Origin of the sequence: Oceanotoga sp. (assembly GCF_030445905.1) — a bacterium.
In the GTDB taxonomy this organism is placed as follows: domain Bacteria; phylum Thermotogota; class Thermotogae; order Petrotogales; family Petrotogaceae; genus Oceanotoga; species Oceanotoga teriensis.
Genome location: NZ_JASUSU010000058.1, coordinates 1 through 18,107, shown reverse-complemented (window position 1 = coordinate 18,107; position 18,107 = coordinate 1). Strand labels below are relative to the sequence as shown.

Sequence of the window (18,107 nt, the reverse complement as noted above, 5' to 3'; positions counted from 1 at the left end):
ACCTTCTTATGCAGCTAAGTATTTTCTGTTTTTCTTTATTGCCCTTGGTAAACTTAATTTAACTCCAGCTTAATTACCCACTATTTTCGTGATAGAACCATATAAATTTCAGAAAAGTTATAGAACTCAAATATAATTAGAAAAATGCTTATAAAAAACTTCATATGATGGTAGGTAGCTATTATGAATAGAAAAATTCTTTTCATACATAATTATAAATCACCTTATAGAATAAAACTCTTTAATGAAATTAATAAACTCATAAAAATAGAAGTGTGCTATTTACAAGATCAATTATCAGAAAATAGGGTATGGAACTTACCAGAAGAAGAATATAAAAGTTATGATGTAAATTTCAAAACCATCGGTAAATTAGTGTTAAACAATTTTATAAATTTGAAAAAACTTATAAAAGATTATGAAACCGTAGTTATAATAGATAATATACCTAATTTTCTGTCAAATATGTTTATAACTCTTTTTGCAAAACAAAAAAAATTGATATATTGGGTTGAAGAATATAATTATAAAAATAATTATATTCATAAAATTAAGGGATATCTCAAAATAATGGTTAACTATTATTTAATAAAAAGATCAAGTAAAATTATGTTTTTTTCAAAAAAATCTTTTAACAACTATAGAGGAAATAAGAAAAAATTTTTAATACCTCAAGCTGCTACATATGAATTTGAAATATCAAAAAAGGAAAATACAAAAAAAAGAAAGAGTTTAAAATTAGGATATTTAGGCGAATTTAAAGATATAAAAAATATTAAAATATTAATAGAGGCTGTTCTTGAATTAAAAAATTTAAATATTCATTTGTTATTAGCAGGAAATAAGGAAAGAGATAATTTTTTTGTTAGTAAATATTATGATAATGATAATATCCAATTTATGGGATACTTGAATGATAATGATAAAGATGCTTTTTTTAAAAAAATTGATTTTTTAGTTTTACCATCTTTTTATGATGCCTGGGGAATGGTAATAAATGAAGCAATGACTAAAGGAATTCCTTGTATAGTCTCTGACGGAGTAAACTCAAAAGAAATTATAAATAAGAAATTCATTTTTAAAAACAATTCGAAAGAATCTTTAATTAATGTTCTTTTTTTAGCTTATAACATTACACATGAAGAATATGAAACCTTATCGCTGGAATCTATAGAGAAAATAAAAGAATATACTATTGAAAAAAGTGCAAAAAAAATTTATGAGGTGCTAATAGATTGAAAAAAATTCTACACGTATCAAATAATCTTTATAACGGTGGAGCTGAAGCAGTTTTTAGAAGCAATCTAAAAATTTTAGCGAAGGATTACAATAATATTGTTTTTTCATCTTTTGATACTGAAGATAAAAAAAAGTTAAATAATTTTTTAAGTGTGTATAATATTAAATATTACAAAGCAAAAAATTATTATGAATATAGATTTCCTAGAAATTTATTAAATTATATCTATTCATATAATGCCAAAAATGAAATAAAAAGAATTATTGAAAAAGAAAAGCCAGATTATATACATTTACATGATTATCTATTTTTTTCTCCTAGTATATTAGACATGATAATAAAATTAAAAAATGTTTTTGAATATAAAGTTATACTAACTGCTCATAATTTTCATTTAATATGCCCTAATGCATCTTTATTTAATTTTAGTAAAAATAAAGTTTGCATTAAATGTATTTTGTATAAAAAGAATTTAATATTTAAAGAAAATTGTGATTATAGGGGCAAGATTTATTCTTTTATAAAATTTTTAAGATATAATAAATTGAAAAGGATTAATTTTGAAAAGATAGATTTTATTATTTCCCCAAGCTACTTTATGAAAAGAAAATTACAAGAATTTGGATTAAAGAATAAAATAATAACCATTAGGAACCCAATAGAGTTAAATAGTAAAATTATAGAAAAAGAAGCTAAAGAAAATATTATTATTTTTTTTGGAAGATTGACAAAAGAAAAAAATATTTTAAAAATTATAGAATCTTTTAAAAGCTTACAAAATAGTAATTATCAATTGTTAATTGCTGGAGATGGTCCAGAGAAAGATAAGGTTCTAAAATTAATAAAAAATTCTAAAAATATACATTTTTTGGGAAAGCTAAATTCAAAAGACCTTGAAAAATATTTGGTTAAATCAAAATTTTCTATAATGGCTTCTATTTGGTATGAAAATGCTCCCATGGCAATCATAGAGAGTATTAATAATAAGGTTATTCCTTTAACATCAAACATTGGTGGAATGAAAGAATTATCTAATTATTTTAACTGTAGTATTAGATTTAATCCTTATGATGTAAATGATATAACTGATAAAATAAAATATGCCATTAATAATTATGAAAAAATTTTTAATGAAATTGAATGGAAAAAAATAAGTGATTTTTCTTTTGAAAAGTATGAAAAACAAATTAGGGAAATATACCATGGCAAATAAAAAAATAATTTTTTTATTTATTCTGGTTCTTGGTTCTTTTATGGATGCATATCCTATATTTCCTAGTGACTATAGACCTTTAACTTTAGTCATGCTTTTACCCTTTTTTCCTATGGCTTTTATAAAGATTGTAAATATTAAATTTAATAAATTTAAGCTGGTTGTCACTTTGTTTTTTCTTTATATATTAGTATTAAGTTTTTTCTATTCTTTATTTTATTTTTCTGATTTTACAGGATTTTTTGATAGCTTAATAACAATATCTTTGGCAATATTAAGCTATTCTTCTTTTATAATTATATTTAAATATTTTAATTATACTAAAAAAGATTTTGATTTTGTTTTTGATATTTTTAGCAATTTCTTATTGATTTTAGCAATAATTGAGGTTCTATCAATTTATGGATTATTCCCTTCGATTGTTAAAGTTATAATAAATAATATTTTTACTTTATCATCCAGCCGTAGATTGTTACTAATAAATAGAGAATCATCTTGGGCTTCATTAACATTACTTTTTGTTTTAAGTTATTTTATTCATAAAAATCAAATAATAAAATCAATTGTAACCTATTTCATAATAGTGTTATCTTTTTCAATGACAGGAATTATATTAGGAACTACTTTAATTATTATTTATATTTTTAGAACAAAGGAATTTTTAAAAGTTTTCTTATTTTTTTCCATTGGTATTTTGCTCTTTTCCTTTTTTATAAATTATTATGAGCAACTATTTTATTTCTTAGGAATAGAAAATCAATATACTATAATTAGAATTAGTAAATGGATTGGAATATTTAAAAATAATTCAGAAAATATTATAAGAAATATTTTAATTTCTGATGGGGGGTCCACATATATAAGGGTTTTATATCCATTAATAGCCTTTTTAGAGGGTATTAAGAGTATTTTGGGGTTAGGAGCTGGTAATTTTGGATTAATGGCACCTAATTATGTTAATGTCTATAATTTAAATACGGATATACCTTTAATTCAATTATTGATGAATGGGCATTATACAGCAATAGGTAATCTTTATTCGAGAGTAGTTTTTGAAGGTGGGCTTTTTGGATTATGGGTTATATTCTATATACTAAAATATATTATAAGGATTGCTAAAGAATTTAACTACGTTTTTTTGGTTATTCCTATTTTCTTAGTTTTTTTTCAATTTTCTTCTTATATATACTTACCTTTTATCATGGTTTTAGCAATGCTAAATTTCTTGAATAGTAAAGAAAGGATGACTTAAATGAACATCAATTATATCACAATAAAATCTTTTAAGGACGTGGAAGGAATAAATAGCAAAATTAACAGTCAAGTTAAAACTTTTATAAATCAGAATTATAAAATAAAGAGATTATATAGTAATAAAAAAATTTTTTTTTCAAAATTGATGGATATTGAAAATAAGATGAAAAAAATAAATAATTGTGAAATTATATATATTAGGGATCTAGGTGTTATGAATCTTTTCCTTTTTCATATTTTTAAGAAGTTAAAAAAAAGAAAGAATATACTAATACTTGAAATGCCAACTCCTTTAAGAGCTGTATATAGGGAGACTTTAAATTCAAATGAAAATTATATAAAAAAGAAGTTAAAATTACTCTCTTATAATATATTAGAAAAAAATTTATTTGATTATTTTCATATAATAGTTGAATATGCACCTGAGAAAAATAGAATATTAGATAAGTATAAAAATAAGATTATTATGATCAATAATGGTTTAGATTTAAGTTCTATAAGAATAAAGGAAAAGAATAAAGATAACAAAAAGTTAAACATATTGAGTATTGCTAATAATAGCAAATGGCATGGTTATGATAGAGTTATTAAAGGTATGTATGAATATTACAAAAAAAATCCGAAAAAAGACGTTTACTATCACTGTGTAGGTGAAGGATCTGAATTACAAAACCTAAAGAATCTAGTAAAAGAGCTAAAATTAGAGAAGTACGTTATTTTTCATGGAACAAAAACAGGAGAGGAATTAGATGAAATAGTAGATGACTCAGATATTGCTTTTGGGAGTTTAGCTAATCATAGAAAAGCGATGTATGTTGATAGTGCTTTAAAAAATAGAGAATATTGTGCAAGAGGAATTCCTTTTGTAATTGCTTCTGACGATTCTGATTTTCCAGAATCTTTTCCATATGTTTATAGAATATCTCAAGATGAAACACCTGTAAATATAGAAAAAGTTATTAAATTTTATGATTCAATAAAAAATAAAAATTACATAGAAGAAATGCGGAAATATGCTGAAAAGAACTTAACCTGGGACATAAAAATGAGACCTGTAATAGAAAGAATCAAAGAATTAGCAAATGAAAAAAGGGAGCCTAACAAATGAAAATACTTTCTCTAATAGGAGCTCGCCCACAGATAATCAAGGAAGCAATTCTAAATCAAGAATTTGAGAAAAAAGGCATAAAAGAAATATTAGTTCATTCTGGCCAATCTGAATAAATACACAAAAGAAATTCTACTGACAGAGCCTCTTGATTACTTAAGTATGATAGGATTGGTACAAAAGAGCCTTCTTGTAATAACAGACAGTGGAGGGTTGCAAAAAGAAGCATACTTTGCAGGGAAAAGAGCGATAGTTGTTATGCCAGACACAGGCTGGAGAGAGTTAACACAAGCAGGTTGGAATGTACTAAGTGAACCTGATGAAATCAAAAATAAGTTTCATCATATAATAAGCAACGAAATATCTTCAAATGTAGAAAACATATATGGTGATGGGAAAACAGGGGAAAAAATAGTAAAATTACTAAACATTTGACAAATACCAAAATAATTGCTATAATCTTTTTACATTGTTCAAAAATTGAACGAAGGTGTTGAATATTATGCAAGATAACGAGATACTCATTTTAGAAGAATTGGAAAAGAATTCTAATATAACTCAAAGAGACCTTTCAGAAAAAACAGGGTTATCCTTGGGAATGGTGAATATACTCTTAAAAAAGTTCATCAAAAAAGGATTTGTCAAATTAGAAAGGTTGAACAGCAAGAGTTTCAGGTACATATTAACCCCAGAAGGATTCAAAGAAAAGAGTAAAAAGACAATAGAGTATATGAAAATATACTACAGAAGAACATTGTTGATAAAACAAAACATAGAAAGAATAATACAAAGATATGGAAGAAATAGAACTTACGTTCTATTTGGGAAAGATAAAGAAATGAAGGAAATAATAGAAGGGATATTGAAAGAGTTGAGAGTTAAATGCATAACAGAAAACGATGTTGAAAAAATAGAAAGTACAAACGTTGTACTGTACTGGAATGTTGAGGATAGAGAGAAGCTCGAAGGCTTAAAGTGTGAGTTTTTGATATATTCTTAATTTCTCAATATTATAACTACAATTACATTCGGAGTTGATAAATAGTGAAGGTACTGTTCATAACAAATTTGTTTCCTTTTCCTCATATTCCTACGGCTGGAACATTCATAACAAACAGACTTAAAGCTCTACAAAGCTTTGATATAAATTTCGATGTTTATGGCATTACTTCTAAAGATACTTTTGGAGTAAAACTTTTAAGAAAGATTCTTTCAAAAACTAATGCAAGTGTTACTGCTTCATTTTATGAAGTCCATGGTGTAAAATACAAATATGCGTCTTTTAGGAGGAATGTAATTGATATCTTTAACTCAAAGATATTAAAGAAAAATAATCAAATTAAAGATTCAAAAGAAGTTGCAGAGGATCTGTTTGATAAAATTAAGAATAATGAGTTTGATATAATCCACGCACATGGGATGTATGACGCACCTGCTGGATTAATTGCGAAACTGTTATCGCAAAAGTTAAATATTCCATATGTAGTTACTTGCCATGGTAGCGATATAAACTTAGCGATGCCTAAGGCAAAAGAATTGTACGTTGATGTTTTAGAAAGTGCTGCAAAGGTTATCTTTGTAAGTAATGCCTTATTGAACAAAGCTAAATCATTTGGGTATGCTGGTGAGAATTCTGTTGTTATTCCCAACGGGATTGAACCAGATATCTTTAAACCTTTGGATAAAGAAAAGATAAAAAAAGAATTGATGTTGTCTAAAAAGGTTGTTGGGTTTGTGGGTAATCTTGTTAATGTAAAAAGAGCAGATAAATTGCCTGAAATTTTTTCTCATATATCTTCTATTTACGATGCTGAGTTTTTAGTTGTTGGAGATGGTGAGTTGAAAGAAGATATTGAAAAAGAATGTAAGAAAAGACGGTTGAAGGTTAAATTTGTTGGTCGTGTTCCTCAGGAAGACGTACCTTATTATATGAATGCTATGGATGTGATGATACTTCCAAGTAGGAATGAAGGATGGCCGTGTGTTGTATTGGAAGCACAGGGATGTGGGGTAGCTGTTGTTGGTAGCGGCAACGGAGGTATACCTGAGGCAATTGGGGATGGGGGAGTAGTTGTAGAAGATGGAGAAGACTTTGAGAAGAGGTTCGCTCAATCGGTTGTAAAATTATTGGAAGATCCTATTGATGAAAGTTATTTAAGAAAAAGGGCTTTGGGGTTTTCGTGGGAGAATATTGTAGAAAAGGAAGTAGAGGTTTATGAAGATCTTCTAAATGTAGAGTTTTTAGATTAAAAGGTAAGTTTAATTATTAACTTATGCATTTTTAAAATTTCTATTTTCAAATTTTTAATTTAAATATTTTTTCATTTGTTAGTAAAAAAAGAGAAATTTTTTTATAATAGCTTTCTTATTATCAGTTAGTATCTTTAAACTAACAAATATATTGGTATTTTTTTGACGAAAAGGGAAATTTTGACAGAGTTATATCAAATTAAATTATTATTCAAATAAAAGATGCGAAAGTAATAATTATTGGATTTAAGTAAAATACTTACCAATTTAAAAAAGATTAAAAAATTGTTGTAAATGTGGGGTGATCTAGAAAATGCACGTGATCTTTCTTAATGGATGTTTAAACGAAAGGCTAGGAGGTCCTGCAGGATATTTAGCGAAATTAAAGAAAAATATAACTGATAAGAATATTACATTTATCTATAAAGGTGATTGCAAAAGAATTAGTAGTTCTACTCATTTTTATAAAAGTTATGCCAATAAATTTCTAAAAAATATTTATAACAATAAAATTACAAAAAAATTGTTGCAAAATTTTTATGTTAAACGAGTCTTAAAAGGGTACCAATTTAATAACTTTTTTAACCAATTAAATTCCAATGAAATTAAAAGTATTCATTTCCATTCAACAACAGATCTGTACATTTTTAACAAGATGTTTCCAGAAAATAAAGCAATTAAAATTCTTACTTCGCACTCTCCTGAATTACCGGCTGATGAGATGATTCAATACTATGGATTTCTGAACAAAAAGAACAAACGTATATTGTACAATTTTTTTTTGGAAGTAGATAAAACGGCTTTCAAATTAAGCGATTACATTATTTTCCCTTCCAAGAATAGCATGGAACCTTATTATAACTCTTTAAGTGATTTTTCAAATTTAATAAAAAAAGCGAAAATAAAATACTTGTATACTGGTACGCCAAAGCTGAAAATTTTAGAAAAGAAAGAAAATGTTGTAGATCGATATAATCTAAGAGGCCAATTTGTCGTTTCTTATGTTGGAAGGCATAAAAAAATAAAAGGTTACGATTTGTTACAAAAAGCCGCGGAAATATTATGGAATGAAGGTTACAATATCAGCTTTTTAATAGCAGGGAAAGAAGAACCTATCAAAGGATTAACTGATAAAAGATGGATTGAAGTTGGATGGACTAAAGATCCAGGAAGTTTAATTAATGCCTCCGATGTTTTTGTCTTACCTAATAGACAAACTTACTTTGACTTGATTTTGCTAGAAGTATTGTCATTAGGGAAACCCATAATTGCTTCTAATACGGGAGGGAATAAGGATTTTTTTGATAAATCTAAAGGTGTAATTCCCTTTGAATCTGAAAATGTGGAAAGCTTGGTTAAAGCTATTATTAAGTTATATAATTCAAAAAATTTAGAGTCATTAGGAAAACAAAATCTAGAATTGTACTATGAATTATTTACAATTGAAAAAATGGCTATTAATTATCAAAAATTAATACGTGAAATATATAGAGAAAATAAAATAGAGGTGTTATAAATGAATTATGATGTTTTAATTGTTGGCGCTGGATTAGCAGGTTCAACAGCTGCAAGAATGTTGGCTGAAAAAGGTAGGAAAGTCTTAATAGTTGAACAGCACAAACATATAGCAGGGCACTGTTATGACTACAAAGATCAAGAAGGAATAACCGTACATAAATATGGACCGCATATTTTCCATACAAACAATAAAAAAGTATGGGATTTTGTTAATAGGTTTACAGAATTCAATTATTATCAGCATAGAGTTCTAAGCTATGTTGACGGCAATTATGTTCCTTTTCCAATCAATCGAGATACAATAAAAGAAGTCTTTGGAATTGAAATACCAACTTTTGAAATAAACGAATTTCTCAAAAAAGAAGTGGAAAAGTCAAAATTTAATGATCCACCTAAGAATTTCAAAGATGTTGTGGTTTCGCAAGTCGGAGAAAAGTTATATGAAACTTTTTTTAAAAACTATACATGGAAGCAGTGGGAAAGAGATCCACAGGAGTTGGCTCCCGAAGTAGCAAAAAGAATACCCGTTAGGGAAAATAGGGATAAAAGATATTTCTCTGATAAATATCAAGGAATTCCAAAGAATGGCTACGCTCAAATGGTTGAAAATATGTTAGATCATGAAAATATATCGATACTACTTGGTATGAATTATTTTGACATCAAAGATCAAATAAAATCCAATATAACTATCTACACAGGAGAGCTCGATAGATTCTTTGATTACAAATACGGGAAGTTAGAGTATAGATCCCTAGAACTAAGATTAAAAACTTTTGATCAAGAATATTATCAACCTGTTGCAACTGTAAACTATCCAAACGATTATGATTGGACTAGAATAACTGAATTCAAACATTTCTTGAAGGAAAAATCCAACAAGACCACTGTTTGCTTTGAGTACCCGAAAGCTGAAGGAGAACCATATTATATAGTAATGACCGATGAAAATATGAAAAAAAGAGAGCAGTACATGGAAGAAGTTAAGAAATTAGAAGATAAAGGTTATTTTCTTTTTATAGGAAGATTAGCTGAGTATAAATATTATAATATGGACCAAGTTATTGAAGAAGCTTTAACACGTTCAGTAAGGATTTAGAATATGGCAAAAAGTATATTTAAGAACTATCTATACAACGTAGCATATCAAATAGCCACTTTATTAGTACCTTTAATAACGACTCCATATGTTTCAAGAGTATTGTTGCCTGAAGGTGTGGGAACTGCAGCTTTTATCAATTCCATCACTAGTTATTTTGTAATTGCAGGAACTTTAGGCATCAGTTTATATGGTAATAGACAAATTGCCTATTATAGAGAAGATAAATTAGAAATGAGTAAAACTTTTTGGAGTATTTTTAGTTTAAAACTGATTTTTAGTTCTTTTTCAATTATTGCTTATGCTTTTTTTGTACATTTTTTTGTAGATCCTAACCTTCAAATGTTGTATTGGATATCTGGATTTCACTTATTTGGAATGATGATGGATATAACTTGGTTTTTCAATGGCCAAGAGGAATTTCAAAAAACTGTAACAAGGAATTTGATTATTAAACTCGTTGGTGTAGTATTGATATTTTCATTAGTGAAAGACATTAATGATTTGTGGTTATATATCTTTATTTCTTCTTTCACCGCTTTTTTAGGGCAAGCTATAATGTGGATATATATACCAAAAGAAGTGGTTAAAACAAAAATTAGAAGAAGTGATATCTTCTCCCATTTCTTACCTGCCTTAAAAATTTTTATCCCTCAAATTGCGATACAAATTTATACAGTTATGGATAAAACAATGATAGGGATAATATCAAATACTTCTGAAGTAGCTTACTACGAAAATTCACAAAAGATAGTTAGAATGGCTTTAGGTTTAGCTACTTCTTTAGGTGTTGTCATGATGCCAAGAATTTCTAATTATTTTGCAAAAGAAGAATATAACAAAATCAAAGAATATACAACTAAATCCTTTGTTTATATAAGTTTTCTGACTTTTCCTTTAACTTTTGGATTAATGGGTATTGCAAATGAGTTTGTGCCATGGTTCTTCGGGGAAGCTTTTCTCCCAGTGATACCTAATATGATACTTATTTCGCCTATTATGTTAGCGATTGGTTGGAGCAATATTATTGGAGTTCAAATGATGTTGCCTATGAAAAAAGAATTAGGATTTACAATATCTGTTGCTTCCGCTGCAGTGGTAAATTTTATTTTGAATCTTTTTTTGATAAGATCATTTCAAAGTTTCGGAGCTGCTATTTCGTCTGTCATCGCAGAGTTTCTAGTTACTTTTATTCAGTTTCTTATAATGAGAAGATTTATTCAAACCAAGTTATTATTAGAGGTATTCTTGAAATATTTAATTGGTTCTCTCTTAATGCTTTTTGTAATTAGACTAATTGGTTATTTTATGGGTGTTTCTATAATAACAACAGTAATTCAAATTGTTTCAGGCACGCTCGTTTACGGGATTTATTCTATTTTGACTAAATCAGAAGTTGTTTTTTATTTTATTCATAAAATTTTTAGAAGATAAAAATTAGGTGCTATTGCTAACCGAATACTGGTTTTTCCCATCATGATTTGATTATCTTCATCTAATATAAGTGTCGAAATGTTATTTGTTAACAATGAATTACATAACGAAAATACAAAGATAGTTAGATTCAGAGACCCAGATGCAAGATTAGAAGAAGGGATAAAAAGAATAACAGACTGGGGCTTTGAAAACAAAGAATGGATGGTGAAGGTTATAATTGCAGAGAATATTTGAAATTTTATAGAGGGGGAAGAGGGAAGATTTACTACAATTAATAAGCATAGGAGATGAGTTTAAATTGAAGAATCCATTAGATGATGATATGAAGAATCCATTAGATGATGATATTTATAAAAGAAGGATAATAAAACGAGAAGAAGACAACAGAGGGCCCTATTTTCGTGATCAAACAGCAATAATTCATTCAATGTCTTTTAGAAGGTTAAAAAATAAGACGCAAGTGTTTTTCTCTCCTCAAAATGACCACATCTGCACCAGAATAGAACATTCTTTACATGTATCTACTATTGCTGCTTTTATTTGTAAGGAATTAGGATTAGATGTTAACTTAGCTCAAGCTATCGCTTTAGGGCATGATTTAGGACATGCACCTTTTGGACATACTGGGGAAAAAAAGCTTAATGAATTAGCAAAGGGCATAGGCGGTTTCATTCATGAAGTACATAGTTTAAGAGTAGTGGATAAATTGGATAGATCAGGAAAAGGCCTTAATTTAACCTACGCCGTAAGGGATGGGATTATTTCCCACTGCGGTGAAGATTTTACTAAATCTATTAGTCCTGTTAAAGAAGAGAAGGTGTTAGAAGAAATTAGAGATAGAAGCTCTCTCCCCACAACCTATGAAGGTTGTGTAGTTAGAATGGCAGATAAGATTTCATATTTAGGAAGGGATATAGAAGATGCTATTACTGCACAACTAATAAAAGAGGAAGATATTCCATCAGAGGTTCGTGAAAAACTAGGAAAGAAAAACGGAGAAATTATCGATAGTTTTGTTACTGATTTAATTGATTGGTCTCACAAAAATGGAGAAATTGGATTTTCTGATGAAAAATTCAAACTAATGAACGATTTAAAAAAATTTAATTACAAAAATATATACGAACATAACCGCTTAAAAACTTATATTACTCACGCAGAGCAAATTATCGAAATCATTTTCAATCATTTGGTAACTATTTTAAGGGAAAATGGGTTAAAATATGACAAATATAATAATTCTGATATCCCTCTTGATAGAAGATTTGGGAATTATCTATGTAAAATGAGAGAATTGTATACAAAAGAGGGACAAACTTTACCTAAACAAATTGTTTTAGATTATGTTTCAGGCATGACCGATCAATATGCCTTACAATGTGCAAAAGAAATAATTTTTCCAGAGCCAATTAATTTTGACAGAGCAGAAGTATATTTTAAGGAAGATTATCCTGAGTAAAATATTTAAACAATTTAGTAAGTCATAGTCTTTCTTCAAAAATTGAGCGAAATAACTTTGGAGAATCTGATAAAACAATTCTTCTTTTCATAACTGCCCTAATTTAGAATATGAGATTAAGGTGTTGATTTGCATTTAATGAACGAAAAATGTACCATCCTATATATAGTGAATTTGGTAAAAAACATTTTAAAGAAAAAGAAGAAATGTGATAGTGATGGTACAATACAATTATATAAGATTTTTGTATTTTAGCAAACACAAAAATCAAAGAGCCGTAGTGATATGATACCTCAAAGTAGACACGTAATTAATAAAAGTTGTGAGACTTACTTTGGAGGTATTATTTCAGGTGATTTTGTTATAGAATAAAATAGGTGATTTTATGAAAAGAAGAAGATATATAATAATAGCCTTTATTTTTTTAATATTTTGGGTGGGAGTTATTTTGTTTTTTGGAACAAGAAATCCAGGTGAATCTTCAAATCAATCTTATTTTGTATATAATGCAATTAAATCAATAGATAATGTATTTGATTTTTCAGATACAAAATGGTTTAGAAATATAGAAGTATTTTTAAAGAAGTTGTGGTTTAGGGATCAATATGCTGATTCTGTAGCACTTATTAGAAAAAGTGCACATTTTGGAATATATTTTATACTTGGGGTGTTTTCTTGGCTGTTTGGTTATTTGTATTCAAAGAGATTTTTAATAGGGACTCTACTTGGTGTTTCTTTACCAGCACTTATAGCTTCAATAGATGAATATTCTCAAGAGTTTGTTGGGAGAGGGTCTGCGTTGAATGATGTTATTATAGATATTTCAGGAGCTGTTTTTGCCAATATAATAATTTTGGTAATTTATATTTTGTATAATATTGGTAAGAAGATTTATCTAAGGTATAAATAAAACGCTACTTAATAGCGCCCTTCCCCCGCTCCCCACCCTTGTAAGGAAAGGGCCGATGGCCCTTTAAATCCTACAAAATCTAAAATGGCCTCGCTTTGAGACCCTTTTATAAACGGATATTTTTGAGTATTAATTATTTGATAGTTTTTTTGTAAGCTTCGCTTACTCTTTGTTAGCGCCCTGCCCCCGCACCCCACCCGTAAGGAAGGGGAAAGAAAAGGCCCGCTTCCCCGCCCTTGTAAGGAATGTCAGTTTCAGCTTGTTCTTCTTTTTTAATTTTTTTGTAAAGTTATAGTGTTATACTGAGATTGTTAATAAATGAACAAATGAATAATTGAATATTTTTCCTGAGATGAAGGATTTGTTCTAACATCAAAGGAAGAAGAAAATGAATAGGATCATCTTGTTACAGAGATGAGATATAATTTCCTCTTCCTTTGAGAATTTTATCACAAGGAGGAGGATTTTTTTATGGATATTAAAACGGCTATGATTTCTATTGCTATTACCGACAGAGAAGCGGCTTATAGCAAAGTCAATGAAATTCTTCATATGAATGCAGAGAACATTTATTTAAGAGTAGGTTATCCAATGAGAGAAGAGAATGTTGCCATTATTTTTCTTGTTTTTAAAGGAACAACGGATCAAATTGGATCACTTAACGGAAAACTTGGACAGATAAACGGTGTAAAGGTTCAATCACATACTTTAAAATATTAGAGAGGAGTGTTTGTATGGTTTATATAAGGGATGATAACAGGAAGGCTTTTATCGATGAGGAGAAAATAAATACTTTGTTAGAAGAAACAAAAAATCCTGAAAAAGAAAGAGTAGAAGATATTATCGCTAAGTCGCTGAGTAAACAAAGATTAGAATTAGAGGAAATGGCTGTTTTATTGAATTGTGAAGATGAAAGCTTAGTGAATAGAATTTTTGAAGGGGCAAAAGCTTTGAAAAGAAACGTGTATGGAAATAGAATCGTTCTTTTTGCTCCTATGTACATTGGGAATGAGTGTGTTAATAATTGTCAGTATTGTGGTTTTAGAGTGTCGAATAAGGAGATTGTAAGGAATTCTTTGAGTTTAGAACAAGTGAAAGAGGAAACAACTTATTTGGTGAATAAGGGTCATAAAAGGTTGATCCTTGTATATGGAGAACACCCTAAGTATGATGCTGATTTCATTGCAGAAACCGTTAGACAGGTATACTCTGTTAAAAGCGGTAAAGGTAACATTAGAAGGGTTAATATCAACGCTGCCCCGCAAACAATTGATGATTACAAGAAGATAAAGGCAGCGGGTATAGGAACGTTCCAAATCTTTCAAGAGACTTATCATTATGAAACGTATAAGAAACTACATCCAACTGGGCCAAAATCAAGTTATATATGGAGGCTGTATGGATTAGATAGAGCCTTTCAAGGTGGGATAGATGATGTTGGAATAGGTGCGTTGTTTGGTTTGTACGATTGGAAATTTGAAATGATGGGATTGTTATCTCATGCAATTCATTTGGAAGAAAGGTTTAATGTTGGGCCACACACAATATCTTTTCCAAGGATAGAACCGGCCGTAAACACTCCAATTTCAGAAAGGCCTCCTCATTTGGTGGATGATTACACTTTCAAAAAACTGGTTGCTATTTTAAGATTGTCCGTTCCTTATACAGGATTAATTTTAACCGCAAGAGAGCCTGTTGAAATCAGAAATGAATTGATGCAATTTGGAGTTTCTCAGATTGATGCGGGTTCAAATATAGGGGTGGGGGCTTATTCGACTAACGATAAAGAGGCTTACAAAAAGTCACAGTTCTTACTTGGAGATCAGAGGTCTCTTGACGAGGTAATAAAACAATTAACCGATGAAGGTTTCCTTCCTTCTTTTTGTACCGCTTGTTATAGGCTTGGTAGGACGGGAGAACATTTTATGGAATTCGCTATTCCCGGTTTTGTAAAGAGGTTTTGTACTCCAAACGCTATTAGCACTTTAATGGAATATGTTGTTGATTATGCTTCTGAAGAGACTAAAGAATCTTGTTTAAGGGTTATTGATAAAGAAATTAATAACATAAAGAGTGAGAAAATAAGAAATACTCTGCTTGAAAGAATAGAAAGAATCAAAGCTGGTGAAAGAGATTTATACTTCTAAAGGCGTTTAATGTTTGAAATGCTTGAGGTAAAAAACTTTATAATTTTAGAGAAAATTGCAGTGTTTATGATAATAAAACTAAAATTGATTTTTTTGAAAGAATAAATGAATTAGAAGAAGGAAGTATAAGAATTAGCCATCTAACTACTAAAGCTTTAGGAAGGTGAAGAAGTGTCAATAGGTGGGTATAGACTAAATATAATTATAACTGGGAAAAGAAATGTTGGAAAATCATCGTTGATAAACGCCCTTTTGAAACAGGATATAGCTCTTGTTTCGGATACTCCAGGGACAACTACCGATCCTGTTTATAAGAGTATGGAATTACAACCAATTGGCCCTGTGACTCTTATTGATACTCCTGGAATAGATGATGAGGGAGAAATAGGGGAAAAGAGAGTAAAAAGAGCAGAGAGAGCTTTTATGAGAGGAGATATTGGGCTTTTAGTTGTAGATAAAGATTTGGATGACTTTGATTATAGGATTATTAATGAGTTTAATAAACATAGTATACCCTATTTGATAGTTTTGAATAAAATGGATTTGGATAGTGCAAAGAGTGTAAAGATAGATGGAGAGAATTTGGTTAAAGTTTCAACTAAGAGTGGAGAGGGAATAGAAGAGTTAAAACAGAAAATCACAGAGATTGCACCAAGTGAAAAAGAGGTTCCCTTGATTCCTGAATTTATCGAAGAAAATGATATTGTGGTTCTTGTTATTCCTGTAGATACAGGCGCTCCAAAGGGAAGATTGATAATGCCTCAAGTTACGGCTATTAGAGAAGTATTGGATAGAAAGGCCTTTCCAATTCAAACTTCTGTAGAAGGCATTCCAGAAGTTTTATCAAAGTTGAATGAGAAACCTAAACTTGTTATTACCGATTCTCAAGCGATAAAAGAAGTTGCTAAAAAAGTGCCGGATGATATAAACCTTACTACTTTTTCTATTTTAGAAGCAAGGCATAAAGGGGATTTGAATCTTTTATCAAAAGATATAGATATTATTGAAGAACTCGAAGATGGCGATAAAATTTTGATTATGGAAGGCTGTTCTCACAGGCCTTTGTCAGAGGATATTGGTAGAGTGAAGATACCTAACTGGTTAAGGAAATATACAAACAAAGATTTAAAGTTTGATTATATTGCAGGTAAAGAATTTCCGGATGAAAAAGACATGCAAGACACCAAGATAATAATACATTGTGGAGGTTGTACTTTAACTAGAACAATGATGATGCGTAGATTGGAGTACATAAAGGAACGGGGTATTCCTGTTTTCAACTATGGGATTGTGATATCTTATCTTCACGGAGTTTTAGACAGGGTGATTTTAGAAGAGTTTTAGTTTCTAGTTTTTCTTTGACTTTTGATAAACATGAAAAACAAACTAATTACAAATATACCAAAAAGCAGATAGTCCAAAAAGTCTTGAAGGCTTATAAAATGTAAATGAAAGATTACAGTCTAAAAATTTTGATAAAAAAGAACTAAATTATGGTTTTTTTATGTGGTTACACAAATATATTTTTGGAGATATTTATAGCTGGGCTGGTAAATTAAGGGTTGTTGACCTTACAAAAGGTGAGTTTAAATTTGCTCATTAAAACTAAACTACCAAAATGCCAATACGCTATTTTTTCTTTTTGAAAAAATAGTAAAAAATTATGTATAATTATACCAACATATGTATATATAATGATTTAATAAAAATTTGGTATAATAGAGGTGAGAGATGGGGGAAGAGATCAGAAAAATAATAAATCAACCACACGACACATTTTTCAAAAAAACCTTTGGGGATAAAGAAATATCAAAAGAATTTATAGAAACATACATAGACGAAGAAATAACAAGAGAAATGGACTTAAAACAATTAGAAATAATAGACGGAACATATATAGACAAAAAGTTAGAAAAAACATATTCAGATATACTGTATAAGACGAAAATAAAAAATGCTGATACCTATATCTACATACTATATGAACACAAAAGTTATCCAGATAAAAAAACAACATTCCAGCTATTGGAATATATAAACAAAATAATGAAAAAAACATTAAATCCAAAAACATCAAAAACAAACATAATAATACCGATACTAATATATCATGGGAATCAAAAATGGAACATGAGTAACAAGTTAATAGACTATATAGAAACCAGAGAAAACTACCCAGAAAAAATAAACAAATACATACCTAACTATGAATACGAAATAATAGAGCTAAACGACAAAACAAATCAAGAAATAAAAGGACCAATACTATTAAAAATAATACTGGAAACATTAAAAGCCATAAAACAAAAAGAAAAAGACAAATTCATAGACAACATCAAAAAGATATTCAACATGATGGATACATACGAAAAGATAGATTCACAAAAAGCGAAAGAAATATTTGGATTTATAATATACTATATATTAATAACAAGAGACGATACAGATGAATATGAATTAAAAGAAATAGAC

16 protein-coding genes and 1 pseudogene are annotated in these 18,107 nt (G+C 28.8%); all 17 read left to right on the top strand.

The genetic code is table 11. The features are described from left to right. Positions 1–183: 183 nt before the first annotated feature. Positions 184–1,239 carry a glycosyltransferase family 4 protein gene (locus PWP28_RS12705; RefSeq protein WP_308644901.1) on the top strand — a complete coding sequence of 352 codons (1,056 nt, stop codon included), beginning with the start codon at positions 184–186 and terminating at the stop codon, positions 1,237–1,239. Continuing rightward, entirely contained in the window at positions 1,236–2,453 is a 1,218-nt protein-coding gene (locus PWP28_RS12700; protein WP_308644900.1) for a glycosyltransferase, read from the top strand. The genes PWP28_RS12705 and PWP28_RS12700 overlap by 4 nt, the downstream gene beginning before the upstream one ends. After that, on the top strand, positions 2,443–3,705 hold the full coding sequence (locus PWP28_RS12695; RefSeq protein ID WP_308644899.1) for a hypothetical protein: 1,263 nt from the start codon (positions 2,443–2,445) through the stop codon (positions 3,703–3,705). Before PWP28_RS12700 ends, PWP28_RS12695 begins: the two co-directional genes overlap by 11 nt. Continuing rightward, positions 3,706–4,815 carry a glycosyltransferase gene (locus PWP28_RS12690; RefSeq protein WP_308644898.1) on the top strand — a complete coding sequence of 370 codons (1,110 nt, stop codon included), beginning with the start codon at positions 3,706–3,708 and terminating at the stop codon, positions 4,813–4,815. It begins immediately after the preceding gene. A 144-nt stretch (positions 4,816–4,959) separates the two neighbouring features. Next, a pseudogene (locus PWP28_RS12685) lies at positions 4,960–5,250 on the top strand (UDP-N-acetylglucosamine 2-epimerase); the annotation flags it as partial. A 67-nt stretch (positions 5,251–5,317) separates the two neighbouring features. Continuing rightward, positions 5,318–5,815 carry a winged helix-turn-helix transcriptional regulator gene (locus PWP28_RS12680; RefSeq protein ID WP_308644897.1) on the top strand — a complete coding sequence of 166 codons (498 nt, stop codon included), beginning with the start codon at positions 5,318–5,320 and terminating at the stop codon, positions 5,813–5,815. A gap of 44 nt (positions 5,816–5,859) precedes the next feature. Next, positions 5,860–7,065 carry a glycosyltransferase family 4 protein gene (locus PWP28_RS12675; RefSeq protein ID WP_308644896.1) on the top strand — a complete coding sequence of 402 codons (1,206 nt, stop codon included), beginning with the start codon at positions 5,860–5,862 and terminating at the stop codon, positions 7,063–7,065. Positions 7,066–7,378: 313 nt separating this feature from the next. Beyond that, positions 7,379–8,581, top strand: coding sequence for a glycosyltransferase family 4 protein (locus PWP28_RS12670; protein ID WP_308644895.1), 1,203 nt, complete (start codon positions 7,379–7,381; stop codon positions 8,579–8,581). Then, positions 8,582–9,682, top strand: a complete 1,101-nt coding sequence (gene glf / locus PWP28_RS12665) for a UDP-galactopyranose mutase (protein WP_308644894.1) — start codon at positions 8,582–8,584, stop codon at positions 9,680–9,682. It begins immediately after the preceding gene. A gap of 3 nt (positions 9,683–9,685) precedes the next feature. Continuing rightward, complete coding sequence (locus PWP28_RS12660; RefSeq protein WP_308644893.1) at positions 9,686–11,116, top strand: flippase; 1,431 nt, start codon at positions 9,686–9,688, stop codon at positions 11,114–11,116. A gap of 78 nt (positions 11,117–11,194) precedes the next feature. Then, positions 11,195–11,353 (top strand): hypothetical protein, encoded by a 159-nt coding sequence (locus tag PWP28_RS12655; protein ID WP_308644892.1) that lies wholly within the window; start codon positions 11,195–11,197, stop codon positions 11,351–11,353. A 64-nt stretch (positions 11,354–11,417) separates the two neighbouring features. After that, a complete protein-coding gene (locus PWP28_RS12650) occupies positions 11,418–12,578 on the top strand; it encodes an HD domain-containing protein (RefSeq protein ID WP_308644891.1) in 1,161 nt (386 codons plus the stop codon). A 385-nt stretch (positions 12,579–12,963) separates the two neighbouring features. Then, positions 12,964–13,488 carry a VanZ family protein gene (locus PWP28_RS12645; protein WP_308644890.1) on the top strand — a complete coding sequence of 175 codons (525 nt, stop codon included), beginning with the start codon at positions 12,964–12,966 and terminating at the stop codon, positions 13,486–13,488. Positions 13,489–13,959: 471 nt separating this feature from the next. Next, a complete protein-coding gene (locus tag PWP28_RS12640; RefSeq protein WP_121567319.1) occupies positions 13,960–14,208 on the top strand; it encodes a TM1266 family iron-only hydrogenase system putative regulator in 249 nt (82 codons plus the stop codon). Between the two features lie 14 nt (positions 14,209–14,222). Continuing rightward, the gene (hydG, locus tag PWP28_RS12635; protein ID WP_308644889.1) at positions 14,223–15,635 is read left to right on the top strand and encodes a [FeFe] hydrogenase H-cluster radical SAM maturase HydG; all 1,413 of its coding nucleotides are present in this window, start codon (positions 14,223–14,225) and stop codon (positions 15,633–15,635) included. A 171-nt stretch (positions 15,636–15,806) separates the two neighbouring features. Then, positions 15,807–16,979 (top strand): [FeFe] hydrogenase H-cluster maturation GTPase HydF, encoded by a 1,173-nt coding sequence (gene hydF / locus PWP28_RS12630; RefSeq protein WP_308644888.1) that lies wholly within the window; start codon positions 15,807–15,809, stop codon positions 16,977–16,979. Between the two features lie 387 nt (positions 16,980–17,366). After that, positions 17,367–18,107, top strand: a 741-nt coding sequence (locus tag PWP28_RS12625; protein ID WP_308644887.1) for an Rpn family recombination-promoting nuclease/putative transposase, incomplete at its 3' end; no start/stop codon positions are given.

What these genes read in the sequence shown, in the direction of transcription:
- PWP28_RS12680 (WP_308644897.1), top strand. Translation starts at nt 5,318, where the DNA reads ATGCAAGATAACGAGATACTCATTTTAGAAGAATTGGAAAAGAATTCT.
- PWP28_RS12670 (WP_308644895.1), top strand. Translation starts at nt 7,379, where the DNA reads ATGCACGTGATCTTTCTTAATGGATGTTTAAACGAAAGGCTAGGAGGT.
- hydG (WP_308644889.1), top strand. Translation starts at nt 14,223, where the DNA reads ATGGTTTATATAAGGGATGATAACAGGAAGGCTTTTATCGATGAGGAG.
- PWP28_RS12640 (WP_121567319.1), top strand. Translation starts at nt 13,960, where the DNA reads ATGGATATTAAAACGGCTATGATTTCTATTGCTATTACCGACAGAGAA.
- PWP28_RS12660 (WP_308644893.1), top strand. Translation starts at nt 9,686, where the DNA reads ATGGCAAAAAGTATATTTAAGAACTATCTATACAACGTAGCATATCAA.
- PWP28_RS12645 (WP_308644890.1), top strand. Translation starts at nt 12,964, where the DNA reads ATGAAAAGAAGAAGATATATAATAATAGCCTTTATTTTTTTAATATTT.
- PWP28_RS12690 (WP_308644898.1), top strand. Translation starts at nt 3,706, where the DNA reads ATGAACATCAATTATATCACAATAAAATCTTTTAAGGACGTGGAAGGA.
- glf (WP_308644894.1), top strand. Translation starts at nt 8,582, where the DNA reads ATGAATTATGATGTTTTAATTGTTGGCGCTGGATTAGCAGGTTCAACA.
- PWP28_RS12705 (WP_308644901.1), top strand. Translation starts at nt 184, where the DNA reads ATGAATAGAAAAATTCTTTTCATACATAATTATAAATCACCTTATAGA.
- PWP28_RS12655 (WP_308644892.1), top strand. Translation starts at nt 11,195, where the DNA reads ATGTTATTTGTTAACAATGAATTACATAACGAAAATACAAAGATAGTT.
- PWP28_RS12695 (WP_308644899.1), top strand. Translation starts at nt 2,443, where the DNA reads ATGGCAAATAAAAAAATAATTTTTTTATTTATTCTGGTTCTTGGTTCT.